Origin of the sequence: Scandinavium sp. (genome assembly GCF_036271055.1) — a bacterium.
Taxonomy (GTDB): domain Bacteria; phylum Pseudomonadota; class Gammaproteobacteria; order Enterobacterales; family Enterobacteriaceae; genus Scandinavium.
In genome coordinates, this window is record NZ_DATBBJ010000019.1 from 42,552 (window position 1) to 69,070 (window position 26,519).

The 26,519-nt window shown below is 52.5% G+C and carries 27 protein-coding genes, 2 tRNA genes and 2 other RNA genes; 16 read left to right on the plus strand and 15 right to left on the minus strand.

Annotation, left to right across the window (positions count from 1 at the left end; all coding sequences use genetic code 11):
* Nucleotides 1-105: 105 nt before the first annotated feature.
* From csgC to csgB, 3 genes are read right to left on the minus strand one after another with little or no spacing between them, the layout of a single operon-like run.
* On the minus strand, nt 106-435 hold the full coding sequence (gene csgC / locus VH187_RS01940; protein WP_329699810.1) for a curli assembly chaperone CsgC: 330 nt from the start codon (nt 433-435) through the stop codon (nt 106-108).
* A gap of 59 nt (nt 436-494) precedes the next feature.
* A complete protein-coding gene (locus VH187_RS01945) occupies nt 495-971 on the minus strand; it encodes a curlin (RefSeq protein ID WP_329699811.1) in 477 nt (158 codons plus the stop codon).
* 39 nt (nt 972-1,010) lie between these two features.
* A complete protein-coding gene (gene csgB, locus VH187_RS01950) occupies nt 1,011-1,469 on the minus strand; it encodes a curli minor subunit CsgB (protein WP_329699812.1) in 459 nt (152 codons plus the stop codon).
* A 727-nt stretch (nt 1,470-2,196) separates the two neighbouring features.
* Here csgB and csgD point away from each other — a divergent pair.
* The 4 genes from csgD to csgG are packed head-to-tail and all read left to right on the plus strand — an operon-like array spanning nt 2,197 to nt 4,558.
* The gene (gene csgD, locus VH187_RS01955; protein WP_329699813.1) at nt 2,197-2,844 is read left to right on the plus strand and encodes a biofilm master transcriptional regulator CsgD; all 648 of its coding nucleotides are present in this window, start codon (nt 2,197-2,199) and stop codon (nt 2,842-2,844) included.
* A 17-nt stretch (nt 2,845-2,861) separates the two neighbouring features.
* Entirely contained in the window at nt 2,862-3,263 is a 402-nt protein-coding gene (gene csgE, locus VH187_RS01960) for a curli production assembly/transport protein CsgE (protein ID WP_329699814.1), read from the plus strand.
* A 21-nt stretch (nt 3,264-3,284) separates the two neighbouring features.
* Complete coding sequence (csgF, locus tag VH187_RS01965; protein WP_329699815.1) at nt 3,285-3,698, plus strand: curli production assembly/transport protein CsgF; 414 nt, start codon at nt 3,285-3,287, stop codon at nt 3,696-3,698.
* Between the two features lie 26 nt (nt 3,699-3,724).
* A complete protein-coding gene (gene csgG / locus VH187_RS01970; RefSeq protein WP_329699816.1) occupies nt 3,725-4,558 on the plus strand; it encodes a curli production assembly/transport protein CsgG in 834 nt (277 codons plus the stop codon).
* A 48-nt stretch (nt 4,559-4,606) separates the two neighbouring features.
* Here csgG and VH187_RS01975 read toward each other — a convergent pair whose 3' ends face one another.
* The 4 genes from VH187_RS01975 to ghrA form a co-directional block, all read right to left on the minus strand.
* Nucleotides 4,607-5,092, minus strand: a complete 486-nt coding sequence (locus VH187_RS01975) for a DUF1097 domain-containing protein (protein WP_329699817.1) — start codon at nt 5,090-5,092, stop codon at nt 4,607-4,609.
* Nucleotides 5,093-5,195: 103 nt separating this feature from the next.
* Nucleotides 5,196-5,750 (minus strand): TorD/DmsD family molecular chaperone, encoded by a 555-nt coding sequence (locus tag VH187_RS01980; protein WP_329699818.1) that lies wholly within the window; start codon nt 5,748-5,750, stop codon nt 5,196-5,198.
* 21 nt (nt 5,751-5,771) lie between these two features.
* Nucleotides 5,772-6,509: a phosphatase gene (locus VH187_RS01985; protein ID WP_329699819.1), complete on the minus strand. Its 738-nt coding sequence runs from the start codon at nt 6,507-6,509 to the stop codon at nt 5,772-5,774.
* An 86-nt stretch (nt 6,510-6,595) separates the two neighbouring features.
* A complete protein-coding gene (gene ghrA, locus VH187_RS01990; protein ID WP_329699820.1) occupies nt 6,596-7,534 on the minus strand; it encodes a glyoxylate/hydroxypyruvate reductase GhrA in 939 nt (312 codons plus the stop codon).
* 268 nt (nt 7,535-7,802) lie between these two features.
* Here ghrA and VH187_RS01995 point away from each other — a divergent pair.
* The 3 genes from VH187_RS01995 (at nt 7,803) to VH187_RS02005 (ending at nt 8,392) form a co-directional block, all read left to right on the plus strand.
* Nucleotides 7,803-7,890 (plus strand) — tRNA-Ser (locus VH187_RS01995).
* Between the two features lie 44 nt (nt 7,891-7,934).
* Nucleotides 7,935-8,071: non-coding RNA, RtT sRNA (locus VH187_RS02000), on the plus strand.
* 180 nt (nt 8,072-8,251) lie between these two features.
* Nucleotides 8,252-8,392, plus strand: coding sequence for a hypothetical protein (locus VH187_RS02005; RefSeq protein ID WP_329699821.1), 141 nt, complete (start codon nt 8,252-8,254; stop codon nt 8,390-8,392).
* Between the two features lie 89 nt (nt 8,393-8,481).
* Here the strand turns inward: VH187_RS02005 and hisD (VH187_RS02010) are convergent, their stop codons facing one another.
* The 4 genes from hisD (VH187_RS02010) to VH187_RS02025 form a co-directional block, all read right to left on the minus strand.
* Entirely contained in the window at nt 8,482-9,789 is a 1,308-nt protein-coding gene (gene hisD / locus VH187_RS02010; protein WP_329699822.1) for a histidinol dehydrogenase, read from the minus strand.
* 3 nt (nt 9,790-9,792) lie between these two features.
* A complete protein-coding gene (locus tag VH187_RS02015; protein ID WP_329699823.1) occupies nt 9,793-10,932 on the minus strand; it encodes a nuclear transport factor 2 family protein in 1,140 nt (379 codons plus the stop codon).
* 230 nt (nt 10,933-11,162) lie between these two features.
* A complete protein-coding gene (locus tag VH187_RS02020; protein ID WP_329699824.1) occupies nt 11,163-12,134 on the minus strand; it encodes a nuclear transport factor 2 family protein in 972 nt (323 codons plus the stop codon).
* Entirely contained in the window at nt 12,131-13,201 is a 1,071-nt protein-coding gene (locus VH187_RS02025; protein WP_329699825.1) for a LacI family DNA-binding transcriptional regulator, read from the minus strand. Before VH187_RS02025 ends, VH187_RS02020 begins: the two co-directional genes overlap by 4 nt.
* A 368-nt stretch (nt 13,202-13,569) precedes the next feature.
* On the opposite strand from VH187_RS02025, the gene VH187_RS02030 reads away from it, so the two are divergent.
* The 8 genes from VH187_RS02030 (at nt 13,570) to VH187_RS02065 (ending at nt 20,126) form a co-directional block, all read left to right on the plus strand.
* The gene (locus VH187_RS02030; protein ID WP_329699826.1) at nt 13,570-14,799 is read left to right on the plus strand and encodes an MFS transporter; all 1,230 of its coding nucleotides are present in this window, start codon (nt 13,570-13,572) and stop codon (nt 14,797-14,799) included.
* 89 nt (nt 14,800-14,888) lie between these two features.
* Nucleotides 14,889-16,220, plus strand: coding sequence for a histidinol dehydrogenase (gene hisD, locus VH187_RS02035; protein WP_329699827.1), 1,332 nt, complete (start codon nt 14,889-14,891; stop codon nt 16,218-16,220).
* A complete protein-coding gene (locus VH187_RS02040) occupies nt 16,220-16,987 on the plus strand; it encodes an SDR family NAD(P)-dependent oxidoreductase (RefSeq protein WP_329699828.1) in 768 nt (255 codons plus the stop codon). Before hisD (VH187_RS02035) ends, VH187_RS02040 begins: the two co-directional genes overlap by 1 nt.
* Nucleotides 16,984-17,712 carry an alpha/beta fold hydrolase gene (locus VH187_RS02045; protein WP_329699829.1) on the plus strand — a complete coding sequence of 243 codons (729 nt, stop codon included), beginning with the start codon at nt 16,984-16,986 and terminating at the stop codon, nt 17,710-17,712. Before VH187_RS02040 ends, VH187_RS02045 begins: the two co-directional genes overlap by 4 nt.
* Nucleotides 17,709-18,500 (plus strand): HpcH/HpaI aldolase family protein, encoded by a 792-nt coding sequence (locus tag VH187_RS02050; RefSeq protein ID WP_329699830.1) that lies wholly within the window; start codon nt 17,709-17,711, stop codon nt 18,498-18,500. The genes VH187_RS02045 and VH187_RS02050 overlap by 4 nt, the downstream gene beginning before the upstream one ends.
* 11 nt (nt 18,501-18,511) lie before the next feature.
* Entirely contained in the window at nt 18,512-19,681 is a 1,170-nt protein-coding gene (locus tag VH187_RS02055; RefSeq protein WP_329699831.1) for a cupin domain-containing protein, read from the plus strand.
* Between the two features lie 176 nt (nt 19,682-19,857).
* Nucleotides 19,858-19,945 (plus strand) — tRNA-Ser (locus VH187_RS02060).
* A 44-nt stretch (nt 19,946-19,989) separates the two neighbouring features.
* Nucleotides 19,990-20,126: non-coding RNA, RtT sRNA (locus VH187_RS02065), on the plus strand.
* Between the two features lie 148 nt (nt 20,127-20,274).
* Here the strand turns inward: VH187_RS02065 and phoH are convergent.
* From phoH to efeU, 4 genes are all read right to left on the minus strand, one after another.
* On the minus strand, nt 20,275-21,066 hold the full coding sequence (gene phoH, locus VH187_RS02070) for a phosphate starvation-inducible protein PhoH (protein ID WP_329699839.1): 792 nt from the start codon (nt 21,064-21,066) through the stop codon (nt 20,275-20,277).
* A gap of 545 nt (nt 21,067-21,611) precedes the next feature.
* Nucleotides 21,612-22,895, minus strand: a complete 1,284-nt coding sequence (gene efeB, locus VH187_RS02075; protein WP_329699832.1) for an iron uptake transporter deferrochelatase/peroxidase subunit — start codon at nt 22,893-22,895, stop codon at nt 21,612-21,614.
* A 5-nt stretch (nt 22,896-22,900) separates the two neighbouring features.
* Nucleotides 22,901-24,028 carry an iron uptake system protein EfeO gene (efeO, locus tag VH187_RS02080; RefSeq protein WP_329699833.1) on the minus strand — a complete coding sequence of 376 codons (1,128 nt, stop codon included), beginning with the start codon at nt 24,026-24,028 and terminating at the stop codon, nt 22,901-22,903.
* Nucleotides 24,029-24,085: 57 nt separating this feature from the next.
* Entirely contained in the window at nt 24,086-24,916 is an 831-nt protein-coding gene (gene efeU / locus VH187_RS02085; RefSeq protein WP_329699834.1) for an iron uptake transporter permease EfeU, read from the minus strand.
* Between the two features lie 251 nt (nt 24,917-25,167).
* Here efeU and VH187_RS02090 point away from each other — a divergent pair, with 251 nt between their 5' ends.
* Nucleotides 25,168-26,352, plus strand: coding sequence for a NupC/NupG family nucleoside CNT transporter (locus VH187_RS02090; RefSeq protein WP_329699835.1), 1,185 nt, complete (start codon nt 25,168-25,170; stop codon nt 26,350-26,352).
* Nucleotides 26,353-26,519 lie beyond the last annotated feature (167 nt).

Below are 26,519 nucleotides of genomic sequence, written 5' to 3' on the forward strand. Positions count from 1 at the left end.
CCCTGCAGCGCACGAACGACATCACGACACCGTAAACCCTTAACTTAAAAGTAATCACATGGATGAATTAACGCCAATCTATTAATTCAATAAATGATTAACCCGCTATGTCCTTTCAGCCGTTGGCCACTGTGCTGACAAATTCAGCGCCTGACCATCCGTCAGCGTGACCACCACTTTTACCGTGTCGTTTTGCGAGATGGTTAATTGCATCCGCGAGACATCTATCGGCTGATTGGCGGGTAAACTTAAGGTCTTTCTCTGCTGAATATTGCTGGTTCCGCCCGCGCCTTCGCGCACGGTCTGAATACTGATCTGACACTGACACGGCTGGGTAACGGTCACCTGCGGCGTAATGGTGTACATATCCCCCTGATGCGTCACATTAAAAGCAATGCTATTGGTTAAGGCTACCGCGAGAAGTAAGCTGTTCATGACATTCTCCAATAAAAAAACAGGGCATAGGCCCTGTTTTTTATAGTTCGAAAACCAGATTAATGCTGGTAAACGTTCGCCCAGTTTGCAGAGCCATTTTGGCTTACGTTAACAATGGAGTTGTCAGCTGATTGATTGACAGTAGCAGAGTTGCCGCCCCCCCAGCCGAAAGAGTTATTCTGGCTAACGTTGATAGCAGAGTTATCACCGGTTTGCAGAGCATTAGTTGTATTGCCAAAACCAACCTGGCTTACAGTGATATCGCTGTTCGGAGCACTGCTTTGTGTAGCGTTTGCCAGGTTATTAAAACCGTTCTGACCAATGCTCACAACACCATATTTAGATCCGCTTTGATCAACGCTGGCCCCGTTATTAGCGCCTTGTTGATAAATATTGACGGTTTCATTACTGGAGTTTTGTGGCATGGTTGGAGGATTACCGCCACCACCACCGCCGCCACCACCGTAACCACCGCCATTCGCAAATGCAGCACCAGAAACAAGAACCATTGCAATCATAGACATTTTAATATTCATAAAACCCCCATTGGCTTGATAGTGTTCATCGTCAGACCATTAACGTGTAATTACACGAACGGCCATTTGCGATGAGTTTTGCACAATAACTGTTTTACTACCTACGGACTGCTGCTGTGAAATACTGGCTTGATTACCCGAACCTCGCTGGATAATAATCCCAGTATTTCCATAGCCTGATTGGCTAATATCTGCATCATTACTACTTCCGGCCTGATCAATATAAGCCAGATTGTACCCACCGGATTGAGAAACATCGGCTTGGTTGCTATTACCTCGTTGAGAAACAACAGCAATTTGATGATTACCATCCTGTTGAGCATTCGCGCCATTCCCATAACCTTGCTGTCCAACAATAGCGGTTTGATTCGCAAGATTAGAGTTAAGCCCATTGGCGACCAGGTTATATTCCGGACTTGCCAGATCATAACCCGATGCAGCTACTAATCCAGGTATCGCCAGCAGTGATAACGACAGAAAATACACTTTCTTGTTCATGTTCCACCCGCTTGAATCCTGGTCACTTCAGTTGCTGTTAAATAACGCCGAGGAACTTGTTAATGCGACGTTACGATGAACAGTATGTTGCTGACCAAAATTAAAAGGTGTCACCCGCAAGGTTGATTTTAAATTTTTCGGATAGTTCCTAAGTATGAGAATTACGCTATGTCTCAGTGTTTAAATACAATTATTCTTGTTTTTATTTTCAGAAGATATTCAAAAGCGCGCATAAGCTTATAAATCAATACGTTTAGCAAACCCTTTAAAAACCAGCCGCCAGGATCAGGATCGCGATCTCATTTAACTGAAAATTTCTTAAGATAAAACCTTTACAAAAACAGGTCTTATTTATCGAACAAACATCTCACTACGATTAATAATATATCTTCTAATAATCATTAACATAAGTGATTTGTGTGATTTATTAAGTTGATGCACTTTTATTTCCGTGTACAACTTTATCATCATTTCTAATTGAATAAACCATTTGATATTTACATTTTAATATTCCATTTTACATTTTGTTACAGTGTTTGATCTTGCTTAAAAATTTGTAATGACTAGATTGAATTCAGAAGTACCTAATATTGTTTTATTGACAATTTACCCTCCTTAGGGTTTTCGAGTTTACGTATACACAGCAATGCAGCCTAAATCAGTACCTCTGGAACCTCGTATTTTTACGAGGAAACTGATAGCTGCTATAAAACGTTGGAGTTTCATCATGTTAAATGAAGTCCATAGTTTAGGCAGTACGCTTGTACTTGTCACAAAGCCGTCTTTACAAGCCAGTGCGCTTTTACAATATTTAAAATCGACACTGGATATATCAGGGAAAGTGCAAAACATTCAGCGAATTATCGAAGAAACGTTGCCTGACAGCATCATGATTTTCGATATGATGGAGGCGGACAAAAGGCTGATTAGTCACTGGCAGGAAAATTTTGGCAGGAAAAACAACGGGATGAAACTGGTATTACTGAATACACCAGAAGAGTACCCCTTCAAGGACATAGAAAACTGGCCACATATCAACGGTGTCTTTTATAGCAATGAAACTGAATCACGCTTAATTGAAGGATTAAGCATGATTATGCAGGGTGAATGCTATTTTTCGCATAAGCTCGCCAGTTATTTGATTACTCACTCTGGAAACTACCGTTACAATAATGCCGAAAGCGCCATGCTGACGCAGCGTGAACGGGAAATCCTTAATAAACTGCGGGTTGGCGCATCCAATGTGGAAATTGCCCGCTCGCTGTTTATTAGCGAAAACACCGTAAAAACTCATCTCTATAATCTTTTCAAGAAGTTAGCCGTTAAAAATCGGACTCAGGCCGTCTCCTGGGCCAATGATAATCTCAGGCGTTAAGTAAACAGGCAAACACTATGAAACGTTCCCTGTGCTGGCTTGCAGCTGCAAACCTGCTGCTGCTTGCGCCCTCTTCGTACGCGGCTACGCGTCCCGCAGAGGTAGAGATACCGGGTATTGTGGCCGACCACACTGTTTCGTCTGTGGGGCACGATTTCTATCGTGCCTTTACCGACAAATGGGCCAGTACCACTCGGGAAAATTTATCAATAAACGAAAGACCCAGCGCTCGCTGGGGAAGCTGGATAACCATTACAGTCAATCAGGATGTTATGTTTCAGACGTTTTTATTCCCGATAAAACGGGATTTTGATAAGACCGTAGACGCAGCACTGCAAATAACTCAGGAAGCAATTAATAAACGTCAAATCGACCAGTCTTTATTAAAAACGGACGATTTGGCACACGATGAATTTTAATCATAGAGGGTGGAGGCAATCATGCGTATCGCCTGTACTGTCGCTTTGCTCGCATTTATTACACCAGCAAGTTGGGCCGGTAATATGGTTTTCCAGTTCGTAAACCCCAATTTTGGCGGAAACCCAAATAACGGCGCTTTTTTGCTAAATGAAGCTCAGGCACAAAACTCCTATAAGGCACCGGGTGGAGACGATTTTGGTTATACAGCGCCTTCGGCTCTGGATAACTTTACGTCGGCTATTCAGTCACAGTTATTGAATGGATTATTGGGCAACGTCGCCACCGGTAAACCCGGACGCCTCGTCACCAACGACTTTATCGTCGATATCCAGAACAGTAACGGGCAGCTCACGCTAAATGTGACGGACAGAAGTACCGGGAAAACCTCGACGATTCAGGTCTCCGGGGTAACACAGGCCGCGAGTGACCAATAGTCACCGACCCGAACAGGAAAATAATCATGAAGCGTTTATTTGTACTTCTGGTGGTCATCCTACTCAGTGGCTGTCTGACCGCTCCGCCGAAAGAGGCTGCAAAACCGACGTTAATGCCGCGGGCGCAGAGTTATCGTGACCTGACGCATCTGCCTTCACCGCAAGGCAAGCTTTATGTTTCTGTCTATAACATTCAGGACGAAACCGGGCAGTTTAAACCGTATCCTGCGAGTAACTTCTCCACTGCCGTACCACAAAGTGCGACAGCCATGCTGGTAACAGCATTGAAGGACTCAAAATGGTTTATTCCACTGGAACGTCAGGGATTACAAAACTTGCTTAATGAGCGCAAAATTATTCGCGCCGCTCAGGAAAATGGCAACGTAGGGGCTAATAACCGCGCGCCATTGCAGGCATTAAGTTCTGCGAACGTTATTATTGAAGGCTCGATAATCGGCTATGAAAGTAACGTCAAATCTGGGGGGATTGGTGCGCGATATTTCGGTATCGGTGGCGACACACAATATCAGCTTGACCAGATTGCCGTTAACCTGCGCGTGATTAACGTCAGTACCGGCGAAGTGCTCTCTTCTGTGAATACCAGTAAGACCATATTATCTTATGAGGTCCAGGCCGGGGTGTTCCGCTTTATTGACTACCAGCGTTTGCTGGAAGGCGAAGTGGGATATACCTCCAATGAACCGGTAATGCTGTGCCTGATGTCGGCGATTGAAACAGGCGTAATCTATCTGATTAATGACGGTATCGATCGTGGCTTGTGGAATCTGCAAAGCTCTGGCGAAGTGAATAACCCTATTCTCGCTAAATACCGTGACATGGCCTCACCGCCGCAATCCTGAGAAGGAACGAGGCAAAAAAAAGCGTAGCTCTGAAGCTACGCTTTTTTATTACGGCTGCACGGTATTATCCGCTGCCTGCCGCCGGGCGCTCCACGCTGCCAGCCATAGTCCGCTGTTCTTCATCGCGTAACCGAAAATCAACCCCACCAGCAACGACGGAACCACCAGCTTCCAGTCGCCCTGCCCCGCAAAAGTCGCGCAAGCGCCAATAAAGGTGCCGGGTACGAAAGAGAGCAACAGTTGTTTCGCCTGCAAACACATCAGAAATGCCACCACGCCGGTCATGACATAGCCGAGGATCTCAAGATGCGGTGCCAGTGCACTACCATGGATAATCACTAACGCCCAAATAACGCCGCTCATTGCGGTTGCAGAAGCGATAGCCAGCCCTTTCAGCCCACCTTGCGGACAGGCAAAGTAAGCCGTGCAGCCGAGAAAGCCCGCCCAACTGAGCAAGCCAAGAGACACGGCCACCCATCCCCAAAGTCCGGAGAGAATGCCTGTTGTCAGTGCGAGGGAAAGAAGTATGTTCATGCCGCGCATCATAGCAGATGCGCGGTTTTCATTTGAGATCACGAGCACAATATTTGCAGCACAAAGCGCAGTGTTACATTTACAGCGTGATGTAAATCACAATTTACTCTTCGTCGTCTTCCGAGATCTCATCCCACATTGCCGAAAGGGCTTCGCGGGTTAAAGTCGACGTGGTGCGCCAGAACGGCGTGGTTGCGTGAGCATCCAGTTTGCCAAGGAAAGTCCCCACCCATGGCAGGAGATAGTCGGTGAACAGCGTATCAACCGCTTCACTCTCATCTTCAGCAGCATTGTCTTCCAGCCACGAAGCGGCCAGCAGCAGCGTACCGATATGGTCAGCAGGTGTGTCGCTCAAAGGCATACCACGTGATGAAAGGAAACTGCGCACTTCCGCTTCTGTTGCCCCTTCTACCCATGCGCTGCGAAAAGGTGAGACGCGGCATTCATCGCCCACGAACAGCGCGTTGTAATCCGCAGCCACCTGCTGCATATCGCAGCTCTTTTGCAGACGCTCCAGCAACTCATCCTGCTCCAGCGGCCAGCTCGCAGCCAGCTTGCCTTCACGAATCAGCGTGAACAACGGCACCAACAGCGGGTCCTGCGGCTGACGGTAGTACAAAGAGCCCAGAACACGGCAAAGGATTGAAAACTCGTTCATTCAGTTATTCCATTGAGACAATTAAAGTTCAGCAAATTCGGCTATCGGCGGCATACCGCGCGACTCGAGGAAGTTCAGGAAACGGCGCGGTGTAACGTTAAGAATGCGGTCCTCCGGGAAATCGACAGCATCAAGAATTTTTCGGCATTCCGCAAAGTCGCCCAGCGTAAAGGCGGTATGCGAATCTGATCCTAAAGCCACCCAGCCACCGGCATCGCGTACCGCAGCAGCCACCGCACGACAGTTATCTTCACTCCCCGGACGAGATGCAATAAATGAAGAGTTATTAATTTCCAGCGCAACGTCGTGCTTCGCTGCGGCTTCTGCTACCGCTTTGATATCAATTGGGAATTTCGGATTACCCGGGTGACTGATCATATGTACGTTGCCGCTTGCGATAGCGGCGATCATCGCTTCGGTATGAGTGGCTTTATCCTGCGGCGGGAAGACCGGTTCATGGAAACCGGCAATGATGAAATCCAGCGCAGTCAGCATCGGCCCGGTGCAGTCGATCTCGCCCAGGGTATTTTTAATGTTAGATTCGATGCCCCGCAAAATGCCCACACCATCGACCATTCGCGGCCAAATACGCATGTTCACAAAGTGCCAGTAGTGTGGCGCATCTGCCATGTCCGGACCATGATCGGTAATGGCGAACAGCGTGATCCCTTTGCGTTTCGCTTCGGCAATATAATCATGAAGGGTGCTGTAAGCGTGGGTGCTGGCGACGGTGTGCATATGCAGGTCAACAGGATACATCACATTCTCCTTTCTCTTTTTAAGCCCAAAGCATAGCAGGAATGCGTCGCCTTTATTAGCGAAAACCCGGCCAGGCCGGGTTGAATTCAGTATCCGCGGGTTCTGTCGACCTGCCCGGTCACGGCCTCGCCCTTCTCCAGCCCGGTGATGGTTTTGGCGATGTAAGCGATGGCTTCCTGTGGACGCGTTACCGCCGCAACGTGCGGGGTCATGGCAACACGCGGGTGACGCCAGAGTGGGCTTTCCACGGGTAACGGTTCACGGCTGAACACATCCAGCATCGCTCCCTTCACTTTGCCATTTTCCATCGCTCGCAGCAGCTCGTCTTCATTAACGTGCACGCCGCGCGCCAGATTCAGCAGATAGCTCTTGTCCTGAAGCTGTTCAAGCAGCGAATGGTTGATTATCCCAGCGGTTTCCGCCGTATTCGGCAGCAGGTTGATCAGCACCCGCGTTTGACGCAGAAACTCCCCCATTTCGTCTTCACCGGCAAAGCTGGTGACGTTTGGCCACTGTTTACGGCTGCGGCTCCAGACACGCACCGGGAATCCCCACGCCAGCAGGCTCTCGGCGACTTTGCTCCCGAGCACGCCCGCGCCCATGATACCAACAGTAAATTCTTCGCGGGTAAATTCAGGCAGCGGCTCCCAGCGAGTTTCCTGCTTGAGCGCCTGATAATCATCAAAGCGACGGAACCAGTGCAACACCTGGCTCACGGCATATTCCTGCATTTGCAGGCCCATACCGGTGTCTTCAAGGCGGAAAAGAGGGATCGACAGCGGCAACATTTCCGGATGCGCTTTCAGCTTACTGAGAATCGAGTCGACGCCTGCGCCCAGAGCAAAGACCGCTTTCAGGTCGCGTCCTTGCAGCATTTCGACAGGTGGATGCCACACCAGCGCGTAATCTGCGTGCTGATTATCACCGCTTTTCCACTCGCGAACGTTGGCATTCGGCAGTTGCTTTTGCAGCGCATCAATCCACCATGGGGTATCAAACGTCGGATGGTAAAAAATAATCTCCATCTTGCTCTCCTTTTATAATGCGCCTTTCATATGCAGGGCCATTAGCGCTTAGATTTCATGTTGTTTTATATCGGGTTGTTAGCATAGCAAATTTTTGTCGGCTTTCAGCCGTCGAGCCAAATGACGAGAAAAAAAGCGAATCGCGGCTATTGTGGAAGCAGGTTGGATAAAGTTTGGCTGATCGCAACGTTTTTTATAAAAGTTGATTGACGCAAGTTACGCTTTTCCCTACATTAGCGCCCGTTCCAGCAACACGGAACAACAATATGGTGAGGTGTCCGAGTGGCTGAAGGAGCACGCCTGGAAAGTGTGTATACGGCAACGTATCGAGGGTTCGAACCCCTCTCTCACCGCCATATTTTAAGAAGAGCTCGTACTAACGTACGGGCTTTTTTTTCGCCTATAGCACGCTCAGAGAGGGGTGAGAATCCTCGACCGAGGTTCGACAACGGGCTTTAGCCCGTTGGACAGACTGGACGCTTGCGGACAGGCTGCCCGAAGGGCGAGCGCAGCGAGTCAGCCCCTCTCTCACCGCCATATTTAAGAATAGCTCGTATGCAAATTGGACTGACCCCCTAAAGTTGGACAGTTCCCCCTCCCTTGTGTGAATATCCCACCAACCTCTAACACATTCCGACAGAGGCCATGAGGGGTATGTTTTGAGCGATTCGCTCAGAGCAATATGGCATTTATGAAGAGCATGAACAAAGGTGATGTATGGAAATTGATCTCGATAATCTGGTCTTTGAAGGGCTGGAAGAAGCGCAGGAGCGTAACGTTGAACGCCTTGATGAGGCGGACAAAAAAGCCCAGACAATTCTCGCCGATGATGACTGCGGCGATGCCTGCAAAATCTAATCATTAAGCCGACACAATGTGTCGGCATTTTTTTACCCATTCATTTGCACACGCAGCCCCACAAGGCACTGCGCACTTCTGCCATCCACTCAGTCCTTACGCCCCGACGTAATCTCGTCTATTTCCTGCGGATGCAGGCGAATTTCGGCTGCGCGGCGATGGGCTTGCATCCCTTCTGTACGACTTTGACGCACCGCTGGCGCGGCGATGGCTGCGATCCCACAGTCATCAATCCATTGATGGGTACAAATTTTCACATAGGCTCCGACCCACAAACCGCCGGTATATCGCGCTGCCGCCATGGTGGGCAAGGTGTGGTTGGTGCCACAGCATTTATCGGAGAAGACAACGCTGGCGTTTTGCCCGATAAACAGCGAACCATAATTGCGAATTTTACTGGCTGTGCCATGCGGGTCACGGGTATGCACCTGCAGGTGTTCCGTGGCGATATGATCGGCCCAGGCAATGAGCTGCTCTTCATCTTTGCAGATGACGATTTCACCCTGCCGTTTCCAGGCTTCTCCTGCCGTCACCGCAGTCGGTAAATTCAGCAACTGGCGCTCAATTTCCGCCAACGTTTCATGCGCAATCTGCTCACTGGTGGTCGCCATGCCTACGCGGGTATGAACATCATGTTCGGCCTGCGCGAGAAGATCTGCCGCCAGAATACGCGGATCGGCGCTGTCATCCGCCACCACATAAATTTCACTCGGCCCCGCCAGCGCATCGATGCCCACTTTGCCGAACACCTGACGTTTTGCTTCATTCACAAAAGCGTTCCCCGGCCCGACGATTTTATCGACTGGCGGCACTGAATCCGTACCCCACGCCATCGCCGCGATGGCCTGCGCGCCACCCACTTTGAAAATGCGGTGTGCGCCCGCCAGATGGCAAATCGCGATCATCGCGGAATGCGCGCCAGGCGGTAAGCAGGCAATGATATTGTCACAGCCCGCCACCACCGCAGGGACGATCGACATAATCGGCGCGGAAAGGATCGGATAGCGGCCGCCTGGCACGTAACACCCCACCGTTTCGATGGGAATAATGCGGTGCCCGAGATGAACCCCCGGCAGCGTTTCGACATCCAGCGGTTGCATCGTTGCCAGTTGCGCCTGCGCAAAGCGTTTCACCTGAGCGATGGCAAACTCGCTGTCCTTGCGGGTTTGCGAATCAAAACTCGCCAGTGCTTCTTTTATTTCTTGTTCTGACACTTCGAATGCATCAGGTACAGTTCGATCAAATTTTGCCGAGAAATCACGCAGCGCCGCATCGCCGCGAGCACGAACGTCGCCGATTATCTGCTGCACTGTAGTGCTAAGCGTTTGGTCTGCCTGTACATCTTGCCCCTGTGGGCGTTTGACGAACTGCACGTCTTTATCACTGATCCGACTCATTGCTTATGCCTCCATCTGGCCCAGTTTGATTTGTGCCAGCAGCGCCAGGTGATCGTAAACCACCCATTCATCGACGATTTTGCCGTTCACAATGTGGTAATGCGACATGCCCATCACAAACAGACGTTCACCGGTCGGTTTGCCCAGCTCACCGTAGCCCAGGTGATGCCCTTCCATGATCCATCGCACCGCCACTTTGGTGCCGCCTTCCTCGCATGGATTGGAGCACACGTGCTGCGGCATCCAGGCCCCGTCCGGGATCATGCCAATTAGTGCCAGCGTCTGGTGGATAACCGCTGCCTGACCGTACAACTCTTTCATCAATGGGCCGTGATACTGCACATTCGAGGCGTAGACATCTTTGATTTTGCCGAGCATCCGACGGTTATAAATTTCATGCAGCCATTGCAGGCACTGCGCTTCGAGATCGGTATGAGCGATAGAGTCGTCGCACTGCATTTCCGGTGGATATTGGCCTACCATTCGGCGGTTTTCACCGATATCAGTCACGCGGAAACCTTTATCAAACTGCTCTTTTGCCATGCCATAGGCCACGGCATCGGTGTCAAGCCCGAGCTGGCGCATCATCGCCATGTTGTCGCTGACTACCCACTCGCGATAAATCTTGTTCTCGTGGATCATGCAGTCTGCCACGGTGCGGGTAACGAAAGTGCGATTGGTCGGTTTACCCAAATGACTGAACTGCGTATGGCGACCGCTGCCCGTCACCAGATGCGAAGTGTAGAAACCGTTAATATCGTCGCCATTCCAGATAACCTGAGTCGCCATACCGCGACGTTCCGGGAACGCAACCAGACGCTGTAACGTATCCTGTACCACCTGTTCACGGTTATACATGGTTCCCAGTGCATTATATAAAACGCAGTTGTGGGTGTAGTGGGTATAAATTAAGCCGACATCACGCTCATCCCAGATTTTATGCGTGCAGCGCACGATATAATCGACAATATCAGTATAACAATCATCAAATCCACGTAATGATTGAGCGCGTGGGCGCTTTTCCGGAACCAGATCGATAAAGTCACGACGTTCCACTTGTAATACAGGCTCATCACGGCTGGATTTTGCATTACTTTTTTCTGCGACTACCGCTGCTTTATTGGTTGCTTCAGTTGAAGACATATAACCTCCTGCATTGCATTGATGTTATGTCGCATTCTGTTAATGAATATTTGGGCAGCGTTGTTATGCCAAAATATCAGCTTAGAAACAGAAAACGGGTACAGTGACGCCTCACCGAGTGACAGGTGATAATGTCGGGTGAAAATTAAGACAACAGAGCCTCGCGATAAAAGCGTAACTTTTATCGATTAACTTTATCTATTTATTGGGGAGTGTCCCTCCCCATACTATTAACTGTATATCTGTGACCAGATAGCTAATTCATCGATGCCAAGATATTCCCGCATAATTAAGCCATCCCGTAATTCCAGTTGGCTTATTCCGGTAATTGAAATAGGACGACGCGTCGGAGCACCGAACTGACCAAAACCGTCATGCCAGGTGAGTAATGACCAGCGCAGTGCAAGCCTGACTGGTTCGTTCGCATCTCGGCGCACAATCAGATGGTGCAATTGCGTTTCGCTATCAGCAAAAGAGGCACGATAGCCCGACAGGAAAGCGCCGATATCCTGCTCGCCAGTACGCAGCACATGCCCGGGGCCATGCAGCGTCGCCGCCGGATGATAAAGCCCCGGCACCACGCCGCTGTTACCGCCCGCCCACATCGACAGATAACGCTCGACTAGCCCTGCCAGCGGCCCGTCAACATCATCACCTTCCGGCCCACCGGCCCATAATGCGTCCAGTTCTTCTGCCGACTGAATTGACGTGCCCAGTTCCCGTCGTGTTTGCGCCAGCTCCCGCGCAAACTGTGGCACGCTCAGTCCGATCTGGCTGATGATCGCCGCCCGGTCCTGCAATAACCACTCCTGACGAACCACCCCATCGGCACAAATGCGATCGGCAAACGTGCGCACCCACAGCGTATTGCCGCTCGGCTTGCCGAAAAAACCTTCGCCAAGATGTTGAATACAGGCCAGCGTTCTTTGTGCCGCGTAGTATTCATTGTGTGGCGAGTGGCTACATAAAATGTCTTCGGTAAGCACCTTGCGCTGAGGAAAACTGTGCATCGCTTCGAGCGTCAAACGGACAAACTGAGAGAGGTCAGTCAGTTGTTTTTCCGGTGTCTGGAATACCACCGGGGTGGCGTAAAAGTCCGCCAGTTGCCCAATATCTTTTTGCTCCCAGACCACGTGTGTCAGGGTCAGAATAAATTGCTGGATAGAATCAAACTGTGGGCTGAAACCCGGTAACCTGTTCATTCAACCTCCTGCGGCTGGAAGAGTGAGATGCCGTCTTTTTCCACCACGCCAGCCTGTGGCCGACGGGCAGAATGGCGAACCACCAGCAGACCGGGCACCACCACCTGCTCGGGCTCAATCGTTCCGCTGTCTATTTGTTTCATCAGCAGCGCCACCGTGGCCTGTACCATCGCATCCACCGGCTGAGAGGCCGACGTCAGCGCATAAGAAGGCCAGCCCGAAGGCCCGGTATCGTCATAGCCAATCACCGACACATCTTCCGGAATACGCAGGCCAAACTCATAACGAGCGACATCCATCACCGTTAACGCCATGTGATCGTTGGCGGCGAAGATGGCATCCGGCACCGAAGACGAAGAAAAGAGTTCGCTGGCCGCTCGTCGGGTTTGCGCAGCATCGTAATCGCCTTGCACCACCCGAACCGACGCAATGCCCTGCCCGGTCAACGTGTCAACGAACCCCTGCTGACGGGCCTGATTCACCGAGGAATCAGCCAGGCCTGCCACATAAGCGAAGCGCTGATGAGCTCCGGCCAGCAGGAAGTGTGCAATTTGTCTGGCTGCTGCTTCGTTATCACTGTTGACGCTGGACACCATGCCACTCTCTTCGCTGCGGTTAAACAGCACTACCGGGATCCCGGCAGCGACACACTCCTGCGACAGCTCCATCGACAGCGAAACCGACGCCAACACAATGCCATCCACTCGATACTGCATGATCTGATCGAAGATCCGGTCTACGTTGCCGTCCCGATCGCCCACGAACAGCAACAGGTGATAGTTCAGGTCGTCCAGTTTCTGTGCCAGCGCCTCAAGCACCTGCGGGTAAAACTGGTTATCGAAATAGGACATCACCACCCCAACAATCCGCGATCGGGCGGTGTTGAGTGAACGGGCAATCGCATTAGGCCGATAGCCCAATTCACGCGCGGCTTTCAGCACTTTTTCACGGGTCGCCGGAGAGATGCTCGCCCCCGGGGTGAACGTCCTCGAGACCGCAGACTGTGACACGCCCGCTATCTGTGCAACCTGTTGTGATGTCACCGGACCAAAAGTCTTACGTTTCATTGCCGCGGTTCCTTTTTACCCTTCTCTGTCATCACGCTTAAGCCCCCTAAGCTGTTGTTGCATCAGTGTAACGGACTCTGAGGGTAACGCCAGACTGACGTTTTTTGGCCCTCTGCGAAATGCCTGTTTTTTATACTTACACCATCTTTGCATGCGTATGCAACAGCCAATATTATTTTTTTCACATTTACAAACTTATGCTTTACAAATTTGAAACCTTTTCATAACTTCAACGGTTGAATACGTATGCACAACACAAAAAAACGCCGTCAGTGATACCGGTGAGATGAGGTCCTTAACTCAGGATTGAACCGGTTAATGCCGTACTTGATTGGTTTTAACCCATTAATTTTACGAGGTTCAACACCATGTTTCGTGCACTCATCCGTCGACCAGACGTCCGACTCTTTTTCAGCATTAGCGTTTTGTTTTTCATCTGCATTCACAGCATTGATGCCTTCCTGGCCCCGATGTTGATCAACGACGGGATGCAGCCAGAAATCGTTGGGTTGATCATGGGCGCCAGCGGCCTGGCGACGCTGTTCGTCCGCTTCCCGATTGGTATCCTGTCCGATGTGGTTAAGAGCCGGAAGATTTTTATCCAGCTCAGCCTGCTGCTGCCGCTGGTCACCTGGCCGATTGCCTGGCTCGAACCTACTCCGGTTACGCTGTATATCGCCAAAGCCGCCGATGGCATTACCGCCGCCACCTGGGTGTTGTATAACATCCTGTTTATTCGCTATTTCGACCGCAAAGAAGCACCCGCCGCCGTCGCATTATTGGCGCTGGCAGGGCCGGTTGGCGTATTTCTGGGCAACTGTGTGGGCGGCGCGCTGATCCACTTTTTCAACCAAAGCGCCGGATATTTTGTCTCCAGCGTGTCGGCGCTACTGGCGCTTATTCTCACCACGCGGATTAAAGACGTTCACGATGCGGCGCGCGCACCAACGCTAAACGCCTGTATTGTCAGCGCTAAACGCCAACTGGCGGATCCTTCGGTCTGGTTGATTGGCCTGCTCGCGACGCTAATCATCCTCGTGCCGTTTGCCACTCGTGATACCCTGACGCCGATTTATGCCCAGCAACTCGGTGGTAAAGCCGGGATCCTGACGCTGTTGAGTAATATCCATCTGATTTTCTATGCCTTGGCCATCGCCCTGTGTAGCTCAGTGTTTTACAACCGTTTGGGATTGGTGAATACCGCGCTTATCGCCATCGTGTTGCAGATAATTTCCAGCGTCGCCATTCCCTTCACCAGTAATCTGTACGCCATTTATCTGTGGCAGGCGATGGCTGGTTTCTCGTTCGGTGCAGCTTTCGCGGTCCTGATGTCATTGAGCGTGGTGAATACCGTTGAAGATGAACAATCAACGCGAATGGGTTTGTTCCAGACTATTTATTCCTGCGGCATGTTTGTCGGCCCGGTGCTAATGGGGGTGATGCTCCAGCACGTGAATCTTTCGTCCGGCTATTTAGTGATTGGCGCGCTTTCAGTGGTCTCATTAATTATCACCCCACTTGCCGCACGAAGCGTACAACAGCGTCGTATTCCCAAAGTGAATACCGGAGGCACCGCATTATCCACTGCCCGGGAATAATTATTTTCCGTCCTTAACGTCTATCCAGCATTGTCTGTTCCGTCAACCCGGCAGGCATGGCTCTATCTGAAATCAGTAAGGAGACTATTGTGGTCCGTTATTTAAAAACCAGTAAATCATTATCTGAACGTCAGCAGGCGAATAAACAGGTGAGCATCACCGTTGAAAATATCCTTGCCGATATTGAACTTCGTGGTGATGAGGCCGTGCGTGAATTATCCCGTAAATTCGATAATTTCGACCGCGAGGATTATCGTTTATCTCAGGCTGAAATAGACGCATGCTTTCGCAAATTAAGCCGACAGGATATTAAAGATATCGAGTTTGCTCAGCAGCAGGTGTTCAATTTTGCCACCGCGCAAAAAGCCTGTTTGCAGGATTTAGAAATAGAAACCCGTCCAGGGGTGATTCTTGGACATAAAAATATTCCAGTGAATGCCGTGGGTTGTTATGTGCCAGGCGGGAAATACCCGCTGCTGGCCTCCGCACACATGTCGATCATTACCGCCCGAGTGGCAGGTTGTTCCCGCATTGTGAGTTGCGCGCCGCCGTTTCATGGTGCCCCTGCCCCGGCGATTGTCGTGGCTCAGTCTATGGCGGGTGCCACCGATATTTATGCGCTGGGCGGTATTCAGGCGATTGGCGCCATGGCGCTGGGAACGCAAACCCTTCAGCCTGTCGACATGCTGGTGGGCCCGGGTAACGCTTTTGTGGCAGAAGCCAAACGTCAATTGTTTGGTCGTGTCGGCATCGACTTGTTCGCCGGGCCAACAGAAACGCTGGTCATTGCCGATGAAACGGTCGATGGCGAACTTTGCGCTACGGATCTGCTAGGTCAGGCCGAACATGGCGTAACCACGCCAGCCATTCTGCTGACTAATTCCGAAAAACTGGCCCGTGAAACACTGCGCGAAGTGGAACGTTTACTGACGATCCTGCCGACCGCCACCATCGCCCGTCAGGCGTGGCAGGATTACGGCGAGGTTATCGTCTGCGACAGTTACGAAGAGATGCTCGCCGAAGCAGACCGTATCGCTTCCGAACACGTGCAGGTCATGACCGACCGCGATGACTGGTTCCAGCAGAATATGACCAACTACGGCGCGTTGTTCCTCGGGCCGCGCACTAACGTCGCCTATGGCGATAAAGTCATCGGCACCAATCACACGCTACCAACGCAGAAAGCCGCTCGCTATACAGGTGGGCTGTGGGTCGGCAAATTCATGAAAACCTGCACCTGGCAGAAGGTGCTGACCGACGAAGCGTCAGCGGAAATCGGCAGTTACTGTTCGCGCCTGTGCCAACTGGAAGGGTTCGCCGGACATGGCGAGCAGGCCAATATTCGCGTGCGTCGTTACGGCAACCGTGAAGTGGAGTATGCCGGCAGCGTGGCCCCCTTCGATGTGGCAAAGGTTTCCTGATGATGAGCCTGCCGCGTATGCCCGGGTTCCGGCTTGATAACCGGCGGGCGCTGGTCACGGGTGGCTCCCGTGGGATCGGCTTTGCCGCTGCGATTGCGCTGGCGCAGGCGGGAGCTGAAGTGTGGATCGCCGCTCGCGATGTCCAGACATTGCAGGGAGCGACTGACCGCGCCGCTACGGAAGGCCTCATCCTGCATGCCGTCGCGCTGGACATCACCGACACCGCTCACGTGGCGGAAACACTTTCGACTCTGCCCGCATTCGACGTACTGGTGAACAGCGCCGGGCTTGCGCGTCACCAGCCGTTTCTTGAGGTCAGCGAAGCCAATTTTGATGCGGTTATGGCGCTCAACCTGCGGGCCACCTTTTTCCTCAGCCAGCAGGTCGCGAGACGAATGCACAGCGAGGGAATTGCCGGGTCGATTATCCATATTTCCTCGCAGATGGGGCATGTGGGCGGGCCGAATCGCAGCGTCTATTGCGCTTCTAAATTCGCGATTGAAGGCTTGTGTAAAACCATGGCGCTGGAACTGGGTGGTGCTGGCATTCGGGTTAATACGCTTTGTCCGACGTTTATCGATACCGAACTGTCACATGCGAACCTGCAAGATCCGCAATTCAGGGACTATGTGCTGGAGAATATCAAGCTCAAGCGTTTAGGCACGCTGGAAGACATCATGGGTCCGGTGGTGTTCCTCGCTTCGCCTGCTTCGGCGCTGATCACCGGCACCTCTTTATTGGTAGACGGCGGGTGGACGGCATCATGAATGAGAGAGCTATCCACAATCACTCGCTGCCACTGGTACTACTGGGCGGAACGCTGTGCAACGGGCGTTTATGGCTACCGATGCTGGAAACGCTGAATGCCAGCCATGTTATCAGCATCACGCTGGAAGGTGCCGATTCAACAGAATCCTTTGCACAACAGTTGCTCAGCACCTTGCCGCCGCGCTTTTGCGTAGTGGGCTTTTCGCTTGGCGCAATGGTGGCGTTACAGATGCTAGCCGATGCGCCACAGCGTATTGCCGGGATGGCGCTGCTGTCGGTGAATCCTCTGGCAGATGATCCGAACAATGCCCCATCGCGGCGGGAGGCAGTCAAGGAAGCCCGTCGACAAGGGTTGGGAACATGGCTGACCGCCACGATGTGGCCTCGTTATGTGGCACCGGCACATCTTGAACGGGAAGTGCTGCATCGCACGCTGGTGCAGATGGCAGAAGAGTCCGGCGTGGAGACTTTCGCCAAACAGACCGAGGTCGCCATCTCTCGCCAGGACAAGCGCGCTGCGCTGGCCACGTTCACCGCCCCGACGCTGATCATCAACGGGGCACACGACCCCATTTGTACTCCTCATCACCACCAGTTAGCCGCAGAAGCGGCGGCCTGTGCGCAACAGATTACGTTCAGCGACTGTGGGCATTTTCTGCCTCTGGAAGCACCTGAACGGCTGGCGTCCAGCTTGCGGAACTGGTTAAAGGAAATTATCACATGAGAAACAACGCACTTAAGGCGGCCTTCCGCCAGCAAACCCCTATCGTTAACGGCTGGCTGGCGATCCCCTCCAGCTACAGCGCAGAAATTACCGGTCATCAGGGTTACGACTGCGTCACCGTGGATATGCAGCACGGGATGATTGATTTCGCCAGCGCAGTGACGATGTTACAGGCGCTTTCAGCCACCCCGGCGACACCGCTGGCACGCGTTGGCGGCAATGATCCCACGCAAATCATGCGTCTGCTTGATGCCGGAGCCTGGGGCATTATCTGCCCCATGATTTCAACCGCGCAGGAAGCGCAACAGTTTGTCTCTGCCTGCCGCTATCCCCCGCAGGGCAATCGCTCCTACGGCCCCGCCCGGGCGCTGCTATATGGCGGCAAAGATTACCCGAGCTACGCCAATGACGAAATCCTGACTCTGGCGATGATCGAAACGCGTGAAGGGTTAAAAAACCTGAACGCCATTCTTGCCACAGATGGACTGGACGGCGTATTTATCGGGCCAAACGATCTCTCGTTGACCTTAACGGGCAGCGCCAGCGCTGAATCTCAACATCCCGAAATGCTGGCCGCCGTGGAACAAGTGCTGGCGGCGTGTCGCGAACACCACAAAATCGCCGGGATTTTTTGTACTTCGGGCCAGGCGGCTGCCGCTCGTCTGACGCAGGGTTTCCATTTTGTCACCCCGGCAAACGACGTTATGCAGTTGGGTCGCGCGGGGCGTGAAGCCGTCGCACTTAGTCGCGGTGAAATTCCCGCCGCCACCGGTTCATCAGGTTATTAAGGAGAACACTCATGCAATCCATTCGCTTAACACAAGAAGAAGCTCAGCGCCGTTTGGTTCGCCCGCAGGACAGAGTTTCCTGCAACCTGGCTTTCATTGACTGTAAATTGCCCGGCTCGCACCTGAAACAGAACTATTCCTTTATTGGCCCCGGCGTGACGCAGTCCAGCGAACAAGTGGTCAATATTCCCGAAAAGCATGGCTTTAATATTGGCGCGGCGGCGATGCCTAAAGGCGTGACCAACAATTTGCACCTGCATTTCACCGCCGAAGTTTTTCTGATTCAGGAAGGCAGCTGGCGTTTTCGCTGGGGCGCCAACGGAGAACACGAAACGGAATTCAGCGCGCCGGCAATTTTGTCGATACCGACCTGGATATTTCGCGGATTCACCAACGTTAGCCCACAAGAAACCAACGGCATGGTGTTTACCGTGCTGGGCGGAGACAACACTGGCGGCATCATCTGGCATCCGTCAATTCTCCGTGCCGCGCAGGAATATGGCCTTTATTTAAGTCGCGACAACATGATGGTCGATACCAGCAACGGCACGCCGCCCCCTGCTGCTGCTGATTTAATGCCTGCGCTCAGTAGCGAAGTGCTTGCCAGCCTGCGCGATTACTCCGTCGAGGAAATGGCACAACGCGGCGTGACTGCGGAACAACGCCAATGGTCTTCTGATGCGCTGCTGGATAATATTCTGCCAGGGCACGGCGCGGAACTCGCCCCGGTGATTGGCTATGGTATTTCTCAGGACAGAAACAGCGCGCCGCCGATTGTGAATCCGCACGGTTTCTCGGTCGAGTGGTTACGTATTAAAGAGAATCATCAGGTCGGACGACATAGCTGCCCGGATGTGCAGGTGCTAATGGTGTTCAGCGGCACGCTGGAAGTGACCTTTAACCGCGAAGGGGAAGAGGTCACGCTGGTCGCAGAAGAAGGCGCCATCCTTTCCGTTCCGGGCGGATGCTGGCGACAGTACCGTGCGCTGGAGGGAGAAATGACCGCCACGCTCACCACCCAAGGCGACCAACGTAAACGCCTGTACTGGGACCTGGCGATTATCGATCAGGCCGAACAGCATGACCGCTGTCAGGATCCGGATGGCTATGTCGCCATTGCCAGCCTGCTCCCCGCCACGGCTCGACGCGCCGCAGCAAAGCTGCTTTATCGCGAAGCATAAAGCATCGCGATTGGCTGCTTCCTCAAGGACGAGGGCTTAAATCGTGTTTCGAGCCACTCAAGTGCTCATTGCTTGAGCAAACGTAGCGAAAACGGGAAATTAACCTTGACCGTTTTCATGCAAATCCCTATAGTAGCGCCCCGTTGCCCCCGAGAGGTAAGGCAGCGATACAATATGGTGAGGTGTCCGAGTGGCTGAAGGAGCACGCCTGGAAAGTGTGTATACGGCAACGTATCGAGGGTTCGAACCCCTCTCTCACCGCCATATTTTAAGAAGAGCTCGTACTGACGTACGGGCTTTTTTTTCGCCTGTTGCACGCCCTGAGAGGGGTGAGAAGCCTCGACCGAGGTTCGACAACGGGCTATAGCCCGTTGGACAGACTGGACGCTTGCGGACAGGCTGCCCGAAGGGCGAGCGCAGCGAGTCAACCCCTCTCTCACCGCCATATTTTAAGAAGAGCTCGTACTTATGTACGGGCTTTTTTTTCGCCTGGCGAACCGTAGGCCTGATAAGCGAAGCGCCATCAGGCAATATACCCGCGCCAGAAACAGCAAAGCCCGCTTTCGCGGGCTTAATCATCTACAGAACCAAACTCAATTGTAGGCGTGTAATGTACGCTGGCAGAGCGCGGATCGCACGCAGTCCTCTTTGCCAAAGCGAATGATACTGACCATATCATCCTCTTCAAAACGTGCCAGCGCATCGCTAAGGCCAGACTGAACACCCCGTGGTAAATCACACTGGGTGATGTCGCCGTTAACAATAACCGTCACGTTTTCCCCGAGGCGCGTCAGGAACATTTTCATTTGCGCTGCGGTCACGTTCTGGGCCTCGTCCAGAATAACAACCGCATTTTCAAAAGTACGTCCGCGCATATAGGCGAACGGCGCGATCTCCACCTTGCCAATCTCCGGGCGCAGGCAGTATTGCATAAAGGACGCTCCGAGCCTTCTGACCAGTACGTCATACACCGGGCGGAAATAAGGAGCGAACTTCTCGGATATATCTCCGGGTAAGAAGCCAAGATCTTCATCGGCCTGCAGAACCGGACGGGTAACGATTATTCTGTCCACATCCTTATGGATCAGAGCCTCTGCCGCTTTAGCCGCGCTGATCCAGGTTTTTCCGCACCCTGCCTCGCCTGTGGCGAAGATCAGCTGTTTACTCTCAATTGCATTCAGGTAGTGCGCCTGAGCTTCATTGCGCGCTTCAATTGGTGACTGATCGCGGCTGTCACGCGCCGCCATGCCAATTGCTTCTACGCCACTCATCTGCACAAGCGAGGTGACCGATTCTTCTTCACGTTGTTTATGGCTGCGTGAATCCCGTCTCAGCACACGTTTTGCTTCGCGACGAGCTTTGATCACTGCTTTTTGTCTTCCCATGGATAGCACCTTGAGTTGTTGGTCAACATTACACGTGCCCGTTTTGGCACGATTATGCGCACTAACGTCTGAGGTTTGGCTTCCTTGTAAGCCATTGCTTGCCGGTTGATTAGACGTGATGACGCGACTACGCGCACCGCGCATCACATCGGTGGACTCTGTAGCTGCTGGAGAAGAGGTGTTTTTTGCGGTGAAGAAATCGCTGCCGGAGGTGAGGCCTCCGCGCTGGGCACTGCGGTTATGGTTACGTTTATGTCCAGTACAGGACCCTACCATTCGCGATCTCCTAAGTGAGAACCATCACTGCCGGGAACTACCGCTCATGCATTAAGTACATCAGGAATTATCATAAATGCAACATATTTTTTACTTACGAGTAACCAGCCAATGTCTTTACCGCCATAGCCAGTCTCTGACAGAAATATTACAGAATTATATCAATGACCTGCCGATTGCGAAAAAAAGGATGTGCCTGAAAGGAAAAGTGTGACCAGATGAAACAATAAGGCAGGTAACTATTCTGCCCTTGCGGGCAGAACAGAAAATCAGGCTTCAAGTAGCGATTGGGCGAGGTAGCCTGAACGCTCTTTTACACCGGGCAAAACGAAGAAATACCCGCCGCCGATGGGCTTGATGTACTCTTCCAGAGCCTCGCCGTTGAGCCGCTTCTGCACCGTCAGGAACCCTTTTTCCAGGTCGTGCTGATAGCAGACAAACAACAGCCCCATCTCGAGCTGACCGGAGTTAGTCACGCCGAGCGAATAGCTGTAGCCCCGGCGCATCATCAGGCTTGATTCCGTTTCCGGGGTGCGCGGGTTCGCCAGACGAATATGGCTGTCGAGCGCAATCACGTCGCCTTCGGGATCTTTCGCGTAATCCGGCACGTCGTGTTCGTGCTGCATACCCAACGGTGCACCGGAATGCTTATCGCGCCCAAAAATGGTCTGCTGCTCTTTCAGCGGCGTGCGATCCCAGAACTCCACATGGAACGCAATGATCCGTACGGCCTGATAGGAACCGCCGACCGCCCATTTCGGCTCGCCCTGTCCGTCTGTCACCCACACGATGTTATCCATTAACTTCGCGTCGCTGCTATCCGGGTTGGCCGTGCCGTCTTTGAAGCCCAGCAGATTCACTGGCGTCTCTTTGCCTTTGCTGCGCGCGGCGTGGTCAGAGATAAACCCTTCCCGCTTCCAGCGCACACTCAGCAGATCCGGCGAATGCTTGATCAGATCACGCAATGCATGAATCACCGTGTCCTGCGTATTGGCGCAGATTTGCAGCAACAGATCGCCATGGCACAGGGCCGCATCCAGTGAATCGTTGGGAAAACGCGTCATCCGTTGCAGTTTTTTTGGCGCATGGGGTGCCAGGCCAAAACGCTCATCAAACAGCGACTGTCCGACGGAAACGGTGATGGTCAGGTTATCCGGCGCGATGTACGGCCCGAGAATACCGGAATCCATCGGCGGCAGCCGTGGGTTTGGCGTATCCGGTGCGGGACCACCGGTCGTGAGAAACGTAATGCGATCGGTCAGGAGCGTAAACAGACGCTCGAGATCGGCCTTGTCACTCGCCAGCACGTCAAACGCCACCAGCATCATTGAGGCTTGCTGAGGTGTCAGCACACCCGCCTGATGTGGCCCGTGAAACGGTTGGGTTTCCATCCGCGCATCCGGGGATAACGTCCCCGGTGCACTTTGCGGTTTAGCGGCGTGAGCGACCGGGCAGCCCCCGGTCAGCGCCAGCGCGCCTCCCAGCGCGCCGATATTTTTCAGTAAGCGACGACGGGACGGTTCGGTCACGTCGTGCGGTTTATTCTCTGCCATAACGCTTAGTCCAGTCCGAGGATCCCACGCAGTTGCGCCAGGTCTTCTGCCAGCGTCGTGACTGGCCCTTTCAGCGCATTGCGGTCAGCGTCAGTCAACTTGTCGTAAGTCTCATAGCCGTCTTTGGTTTTGTATTTGGCGAGAATGGTGTCCACTTTCTTGAAGTTGGCATCCACTTTCGCCAGCAGTGCGCTATCCGCTTTCTGCAACTGAGGACGCAGCAGGTTAACTATTTTCTGCGCACCCTCGACGTTAGCCTGGAAATCCCACAGGTCGGTGTGGCTGTAACGATCTTCTTCACCGCTGATTTTGCTCGCCGCAACTTCTTCAATCAGACCGGCTGCGCCACCCACCACTTTTGATGGCGGGAACGCCAGTTCGCTGATGCGTTTTTGCAATTCCAGCACGTCGCTGTTGAGCTTCGCGGCATAGCTTTCCATGCCTTTGGTGGAGTTATCGGCAAACAGCGCTTTTTCCAGACGGTGGAAGCCGGTGAACTTGGGATCTTCGGCTTTCTTCTCGTAATCGTCTTCACGGGCATCAATGCTGCCGTCGAGATCAGAGAATAGCTCGGCAATCGGTTCGATACGCTCATAATGCTGGCGTGTTGGGGCGTACAGCGCTTTGGCTTTTTCAACATCGCCCGCTTTTACGGCGTCGGTAAACGCTTTGGTGCCTTTTACCAACTCTGCGGTTTCCGCCATCACATAGGTTCTGTAGTCGGCAATCGCATCACCGAGACTCAACACCGCGTCGGCTTTCGCCGCATCGGCGGTCGCTTCGCCTTTAACGATCAACGTGCCTTTCGGATTGGTCAACAGACCGCAAGTCATTTGATATTGACCCGGTTGCAGATTGGCGGTCATTTTCTGGGTAAAGCCCGGCGCGATATTCTCACGCTCTTCCACCACCATCACCCCTTTGAGGATTTCCCACTCCAGCGCTTTCTGGCTGTGGTTCTGGATGATGAACTGTGTTTTGCCCGAGCTGACGGTGATGTTCATCGGCTCGCACTGTTTATCAGTGACCGTGACTTTGACCTGTGGAACATCGGCAGCCTGCGCAGCAAACGCAGAGGAAAACAGCGCAGCGATGCCCAGCTGCAGCGCACTACGGCGGAAATTAATCGTCATGACTATCCCTTTAAATAAGTATGTTGTAACTAAACACCCATCATTGCTGTCGCTGATTTATGCCGTACGAGATGGACTCGTCGAGGCACGTGGCGGCAGTGCAAACAGCACCAGCGCCGGGATCAGATAGATAAAGTACATCGCCACTTCGCTGACGCTTGGCGCTTCCTGATAGCCGAAAATACCTTCCAGCAGCGTGCCAAACAGCGTGTGGGTTGAAAGTGTGTTGCTCAGGTCAAAGGCTACGTCCTGGAAATGATTCCAGAGTCCTGCTTCGTGGAAGGCGCGAATCGCCCCCGCCGCAAGACCTGCAGCCACCAGCAGGATAAACAGGCTGGTCCATTTGAAGAACGCGCCGAGATTCAGACGAATACCACCGAGATAAATCATAAAGCCCAGCACCACAGCGGTCGCCAGGCCGAGCATCGCGCCGAGCGGAGGCCAGATACCGAGATCTTGCTGGAATGCGGCCAACAGGAAAAACACGGACTCCAGCCCTTCTCGCGCCACGGCGAAAAAGACCATCAGGATCAACGCCCAACCGTGGTTGTTGCCCTTCTGTAACGCGTTATCCACCGCTTCTTCCAGCTGCTTCTTCACATTGCGCGACACTTTGCGCATCCAGAACACCATCCAGGTCAGGATAAACACCGCGACTACCGCCACAATGCCTTCAAACATTTCCTGCTGTTTCTGCGGGAATTCACCGGTCGTTTCGTTGATAAAAATCCCCAACCCCAGGCACAGCGCGGCGGCAAGAAACACGCCTATCCACATCACGCCAATCCAGCGGCCCCGCTGGGTGCGTTTCAGATAGCTGGCAATCAGGCTGACAATCAGCGCCGCTTCCAGCCCTTCGCGTAACATAATGAGAAATGGAACAAACATGCCTGAAACCCTTAGTGTGAACCGCAGTCAATCGATGCAAAGTTTCGTAAATATGATTGATAGTGATTATCATTACGACAGAAAGAAACACAAGTAAAATGTGCGGATAATGATGTCGAGTTGTAAAAAATTGCTGGCGATATCGTTATCAGACAAAGCAATTTAGTCTAATGCTATTAACAGGTAATCGTTTACGTTGCCGCTGTGCTGTGGCTAAATACGCACCCCGTTTACCTGTAAACTCAAAAAAAATGGCTAATTTACTTCACTTCCTGCTGGCGCTAGTGGTTATCCTCGCGCTTGCCTGGCTGGTCAGTTTTGACCGCAAAACCATTCGTGTTCGCTATATTGCCCAGCTCATTATTATTGAAATGGCGCTGGCGTTCTTTTTCCTGCACGCCGAAAGCGGTCTGGTGCTGATTAAATCAGTTTCAGGCGTGTTCGAATCGTTGCTGAAATTCTCCGCCGAAGGCAGTAATTTTGTCTTTGGTGGCATGAGCGATAAAGGTCTGGCGTTTATTTTCTTAGGCGTGTTGTGCCCCATCATCTTTATTTCTGCGCTGATCGGTATTCTCCAGCACTGGCGTATTTTGCCGATTTTTATTCGCGTGATTGGCACGCTGCTTTCGAAAGTTAACGGCATGGGCAAGCTGGAATCATTTAACGCCGTCAGCTCGCTGATCCTCGGGCAGTCAGAAAACTTCATTGCTTACAAAGGCGTGCTGTCTGACCTCTCCTCGCGTCGCCTGTTCACGATGGCGGCAACCGCCATGTCGACAGTGTCGCTGTCGATTGTCGGCGCCTATATGACGATGCTTGACGCGAAATATGTGGTGGCGGCGCTGGTCCTCAATATGTTCAGCACCTTCGTTATTTTGTCAGTTATTAACCCGACCCGCCCGGAGGGCGAAGCCGAGATTAAGCTCGAGAAAATGCATGAGTCGCAGAGTTTCTTTGAAATGCTCGGGGAATATATTCTCGCCGGTTTTAAAGTGGCGATGATTATTCTGGCAATGCTGATTGGCTTTATTGCGCTGATTAGCGCCGTGAACGCCCTGTTCTCGATGGTGTTTGGCCTGAGCTTCCAGCAGATCCTTGGCTATGTCTTCTACCCACTGGCGTGGCTGATTGGTATTCCGCTGAGCGATGCGCTGCACGCGGGCAGCATTATGGCGACCAAACTGGTGGCGAATGAGTTTGTGGCGATGATTGAGCTGCAAAAAATTGCCGCCCAGATGACGCCGCGCGGGCTGGGGATTTTGTCGGTGTTCCTGGTGTCGTTTGCTAACTTTGCTTCTATCGGTATTGTGGCGGGCGCGATTAAAGGGCTGAACGAAAAACAGGGCAATGCGGTTTCTCGCTTTGGCCTGCGCCTGGTATATGGCGCGACGCTGGTCAGTTTGCTGTCGGCGAGCTTTGCGGGTCTGGTGCTGTAAAACACAAATGCCGGGTGGCGCTTGCGCTGACCCGGCCTTGTATTATCCCTTCCGTGCAGAGAGAACCGGCCAGTTCTCTCTGCCATGCAGTCCGGATGCCGTACCCGGCCTTAGATCCCCGAATCTGTGTCGTAGATAATTTGCACCGGACTGCGCTTCTCCACATC

Excerpts from the sequence above, each read along its gene's own strand:
- csgC (WP_329699810.1), bottom strand. The coding sequence starts at position 435 with ATGAACAGCTTACTTCTCGCGGTAGCCTTAACCAATAGCATTGCTTTT.
- VH187_RS01945 (WP_329699811.1), bottom strand. The coding sequence starts at position 971 with ATGAATATTAAAATGTCTATGATTGCAATGGTTCTTGTTTCTGGTGCT.
- csgB (WP_329699812.1), bottom strand. The coding sequence starts at position 1,469 with ATGAACAAGAAAGTGTATTTTCTGTCGTTATCACTGCTGGCGATACCT.
- csgD (WP_329699813.1), top strand. The coding sequence starts at position 2,197 with ATGTTAAATGAAGTCCATAGTTTAGGCAGTACGCTTGTACTTGTCACA.
- csgE (WP_329699814.1), top strand. The coding sequence starts at position 2,862 with ATGAAACGTTCCCTGTGCTGGCTTGCAGCTGCAAACCTGCTGCTGCTT.
- csgF (WP_329699815.1), top strand. The coding sequence starts at position 3,285 with ATGCGTATCGCCTGTACTGTCGCTTTGCTCGCATTTATTACACCAGCA.
- csgG (WP_329699816.1), top strand. The coding sequence starts at position 3,725 with ATGAAGCGTTTATTTGTACTTCTGGTGGTCATCCTACTCAGTGGCTGT.
- VH187_RS01975 (WP_329699817.1), bottom strand. The coding sequence starts at position 5,092 with ATGAACATACTTCTTTCCCTCGCACTGACAACAGGCATTCTCTCCGGA.
- VH187_RS01980 (WP_329699818.1), bottom strand. The coding sequence starts at position 5,750 with ATGAACGAGTTTTCAATCCTTTGCCGTGTTCTGGGCTCTTTGTACTAC.
- VH187_RS01985 (WP_329699819.1), bottom strand. The coding sequence starts at position 6,509 with ATGTATCCTGTTGACCTGCATATGCACACCGTCGCCAGCACCCACGCT.
- ghrA (WP_329699820.1), bottom strand. The coding sequence starts at position 7,534 with ATGGAGATTATTTTTTACCATCCGACGTTTGATACCCCATGGTGGATT.
- VH187_RS02005 (WP_329699821.1), top strand. The coding sequence starts at position 8,252 with ATGGAAATTGATCTCGATAATCTGGTCTTTGAAGGGCTGGAAGAAGCG.
- hisD (WP_329699822.1), bottom strand. The coding sequence starts at position 9,789 with ATGAGTCGGATCAGTGATAAAGACGTGCAGTTCGTCAAACGCCCACAG.
- VH187_RS02015 (WP_329699823.1), bottom strand. The coding sequence starts at position 10,932 with ATGTCTTCAACTGAAGCAACCAATAAAGCAGCGGTAGTCGCAGAAAAA.
- VH187_RS02020 (WP_329699824.1), bottom strand. The coding sequence starts at position 12,134 with ATGAACAGGTTACCGGGTTTCAGCCCACAGTTTGATTCTATCCAGCAA.
- VH187_RS02025 (WP_329699825.1), bottom strand. The coding sequence starts at position 13,201 with ATGAAACGTAAGACTTTTGGTCCGGTGACATCACAACAGGTTGCACAG.
- VH187_RS02030 (WP_329699826.1), top strand. The coding sequence starts at position 13,570 with ATGTTTCGTGCACTCATCCGTCGACCAGACGTCCGACTCTTTTTCAGC.
- VH187_RS02040 (WP_329699828.1), top strand. The coding sequence starts at position 16,220 with ATGATGAGCCTGCCGCGTATGCCCGGGTTCCGGCTTGATAACCGGCGG.
- VH187_RS02045 (WP_329699829.1), top strand. The coding sequence starts at position 16,984 with ATGAATGAGAGAGCTATCCACAATCACTCGCTGCCACTGGTACTACTG.
- VH187_RS02050 (WP_329699830.1), top strand. The coding sequence starts at position 17,709 with ATGAGAAACAACGCACTTAAGGCGGCCTTCCGCCAGCAAACCCCTATC.
- VH187_RS02055 (WP_329699831.1), top strand. The coding sequence starts at position 18,512 with ATGCAATCCATTCGCTTAACACAAGAAGAAGCTCAGCGCCGTTTGGTT.
- phoH (WP_329699839.1), bottom strand. The coding sequence starts at position 21,066 with ATGGGAAGACAAAAAGCAGTGATCAAAGCTCGTCGCGAAGCAAAACGT.
- efeB (WP_329699832.1), bottom strand. The coding sequence starts at position 22,895 with ATGGCAGAGAATAAACCGCACGACGTGACCGAACCGTCCCGTCGTCGC.
- efeO (WP_329699833.1), bottom strand. The coding sequence starts at position 24,028 with ATGACGATTAATTTCCGCCGTAGTGCGCTGCAGCTGGGCATCGCTGCG.
- efeU (WP_329699834.1), bottom strand. The coding sequence starts at position 24,916 with ATGTTTGTTCCATTTCTCATTATGTTACGCGAAGGGCTGGAAGCGGCG.
- VH187_RS02090 (WP_329699835.1), top strand. The coding sequence starts at position 25,168 with ATGGCTAATTTACTTCACTTCCTGCTGGCGCTAGTGGTTATCCTCGCG.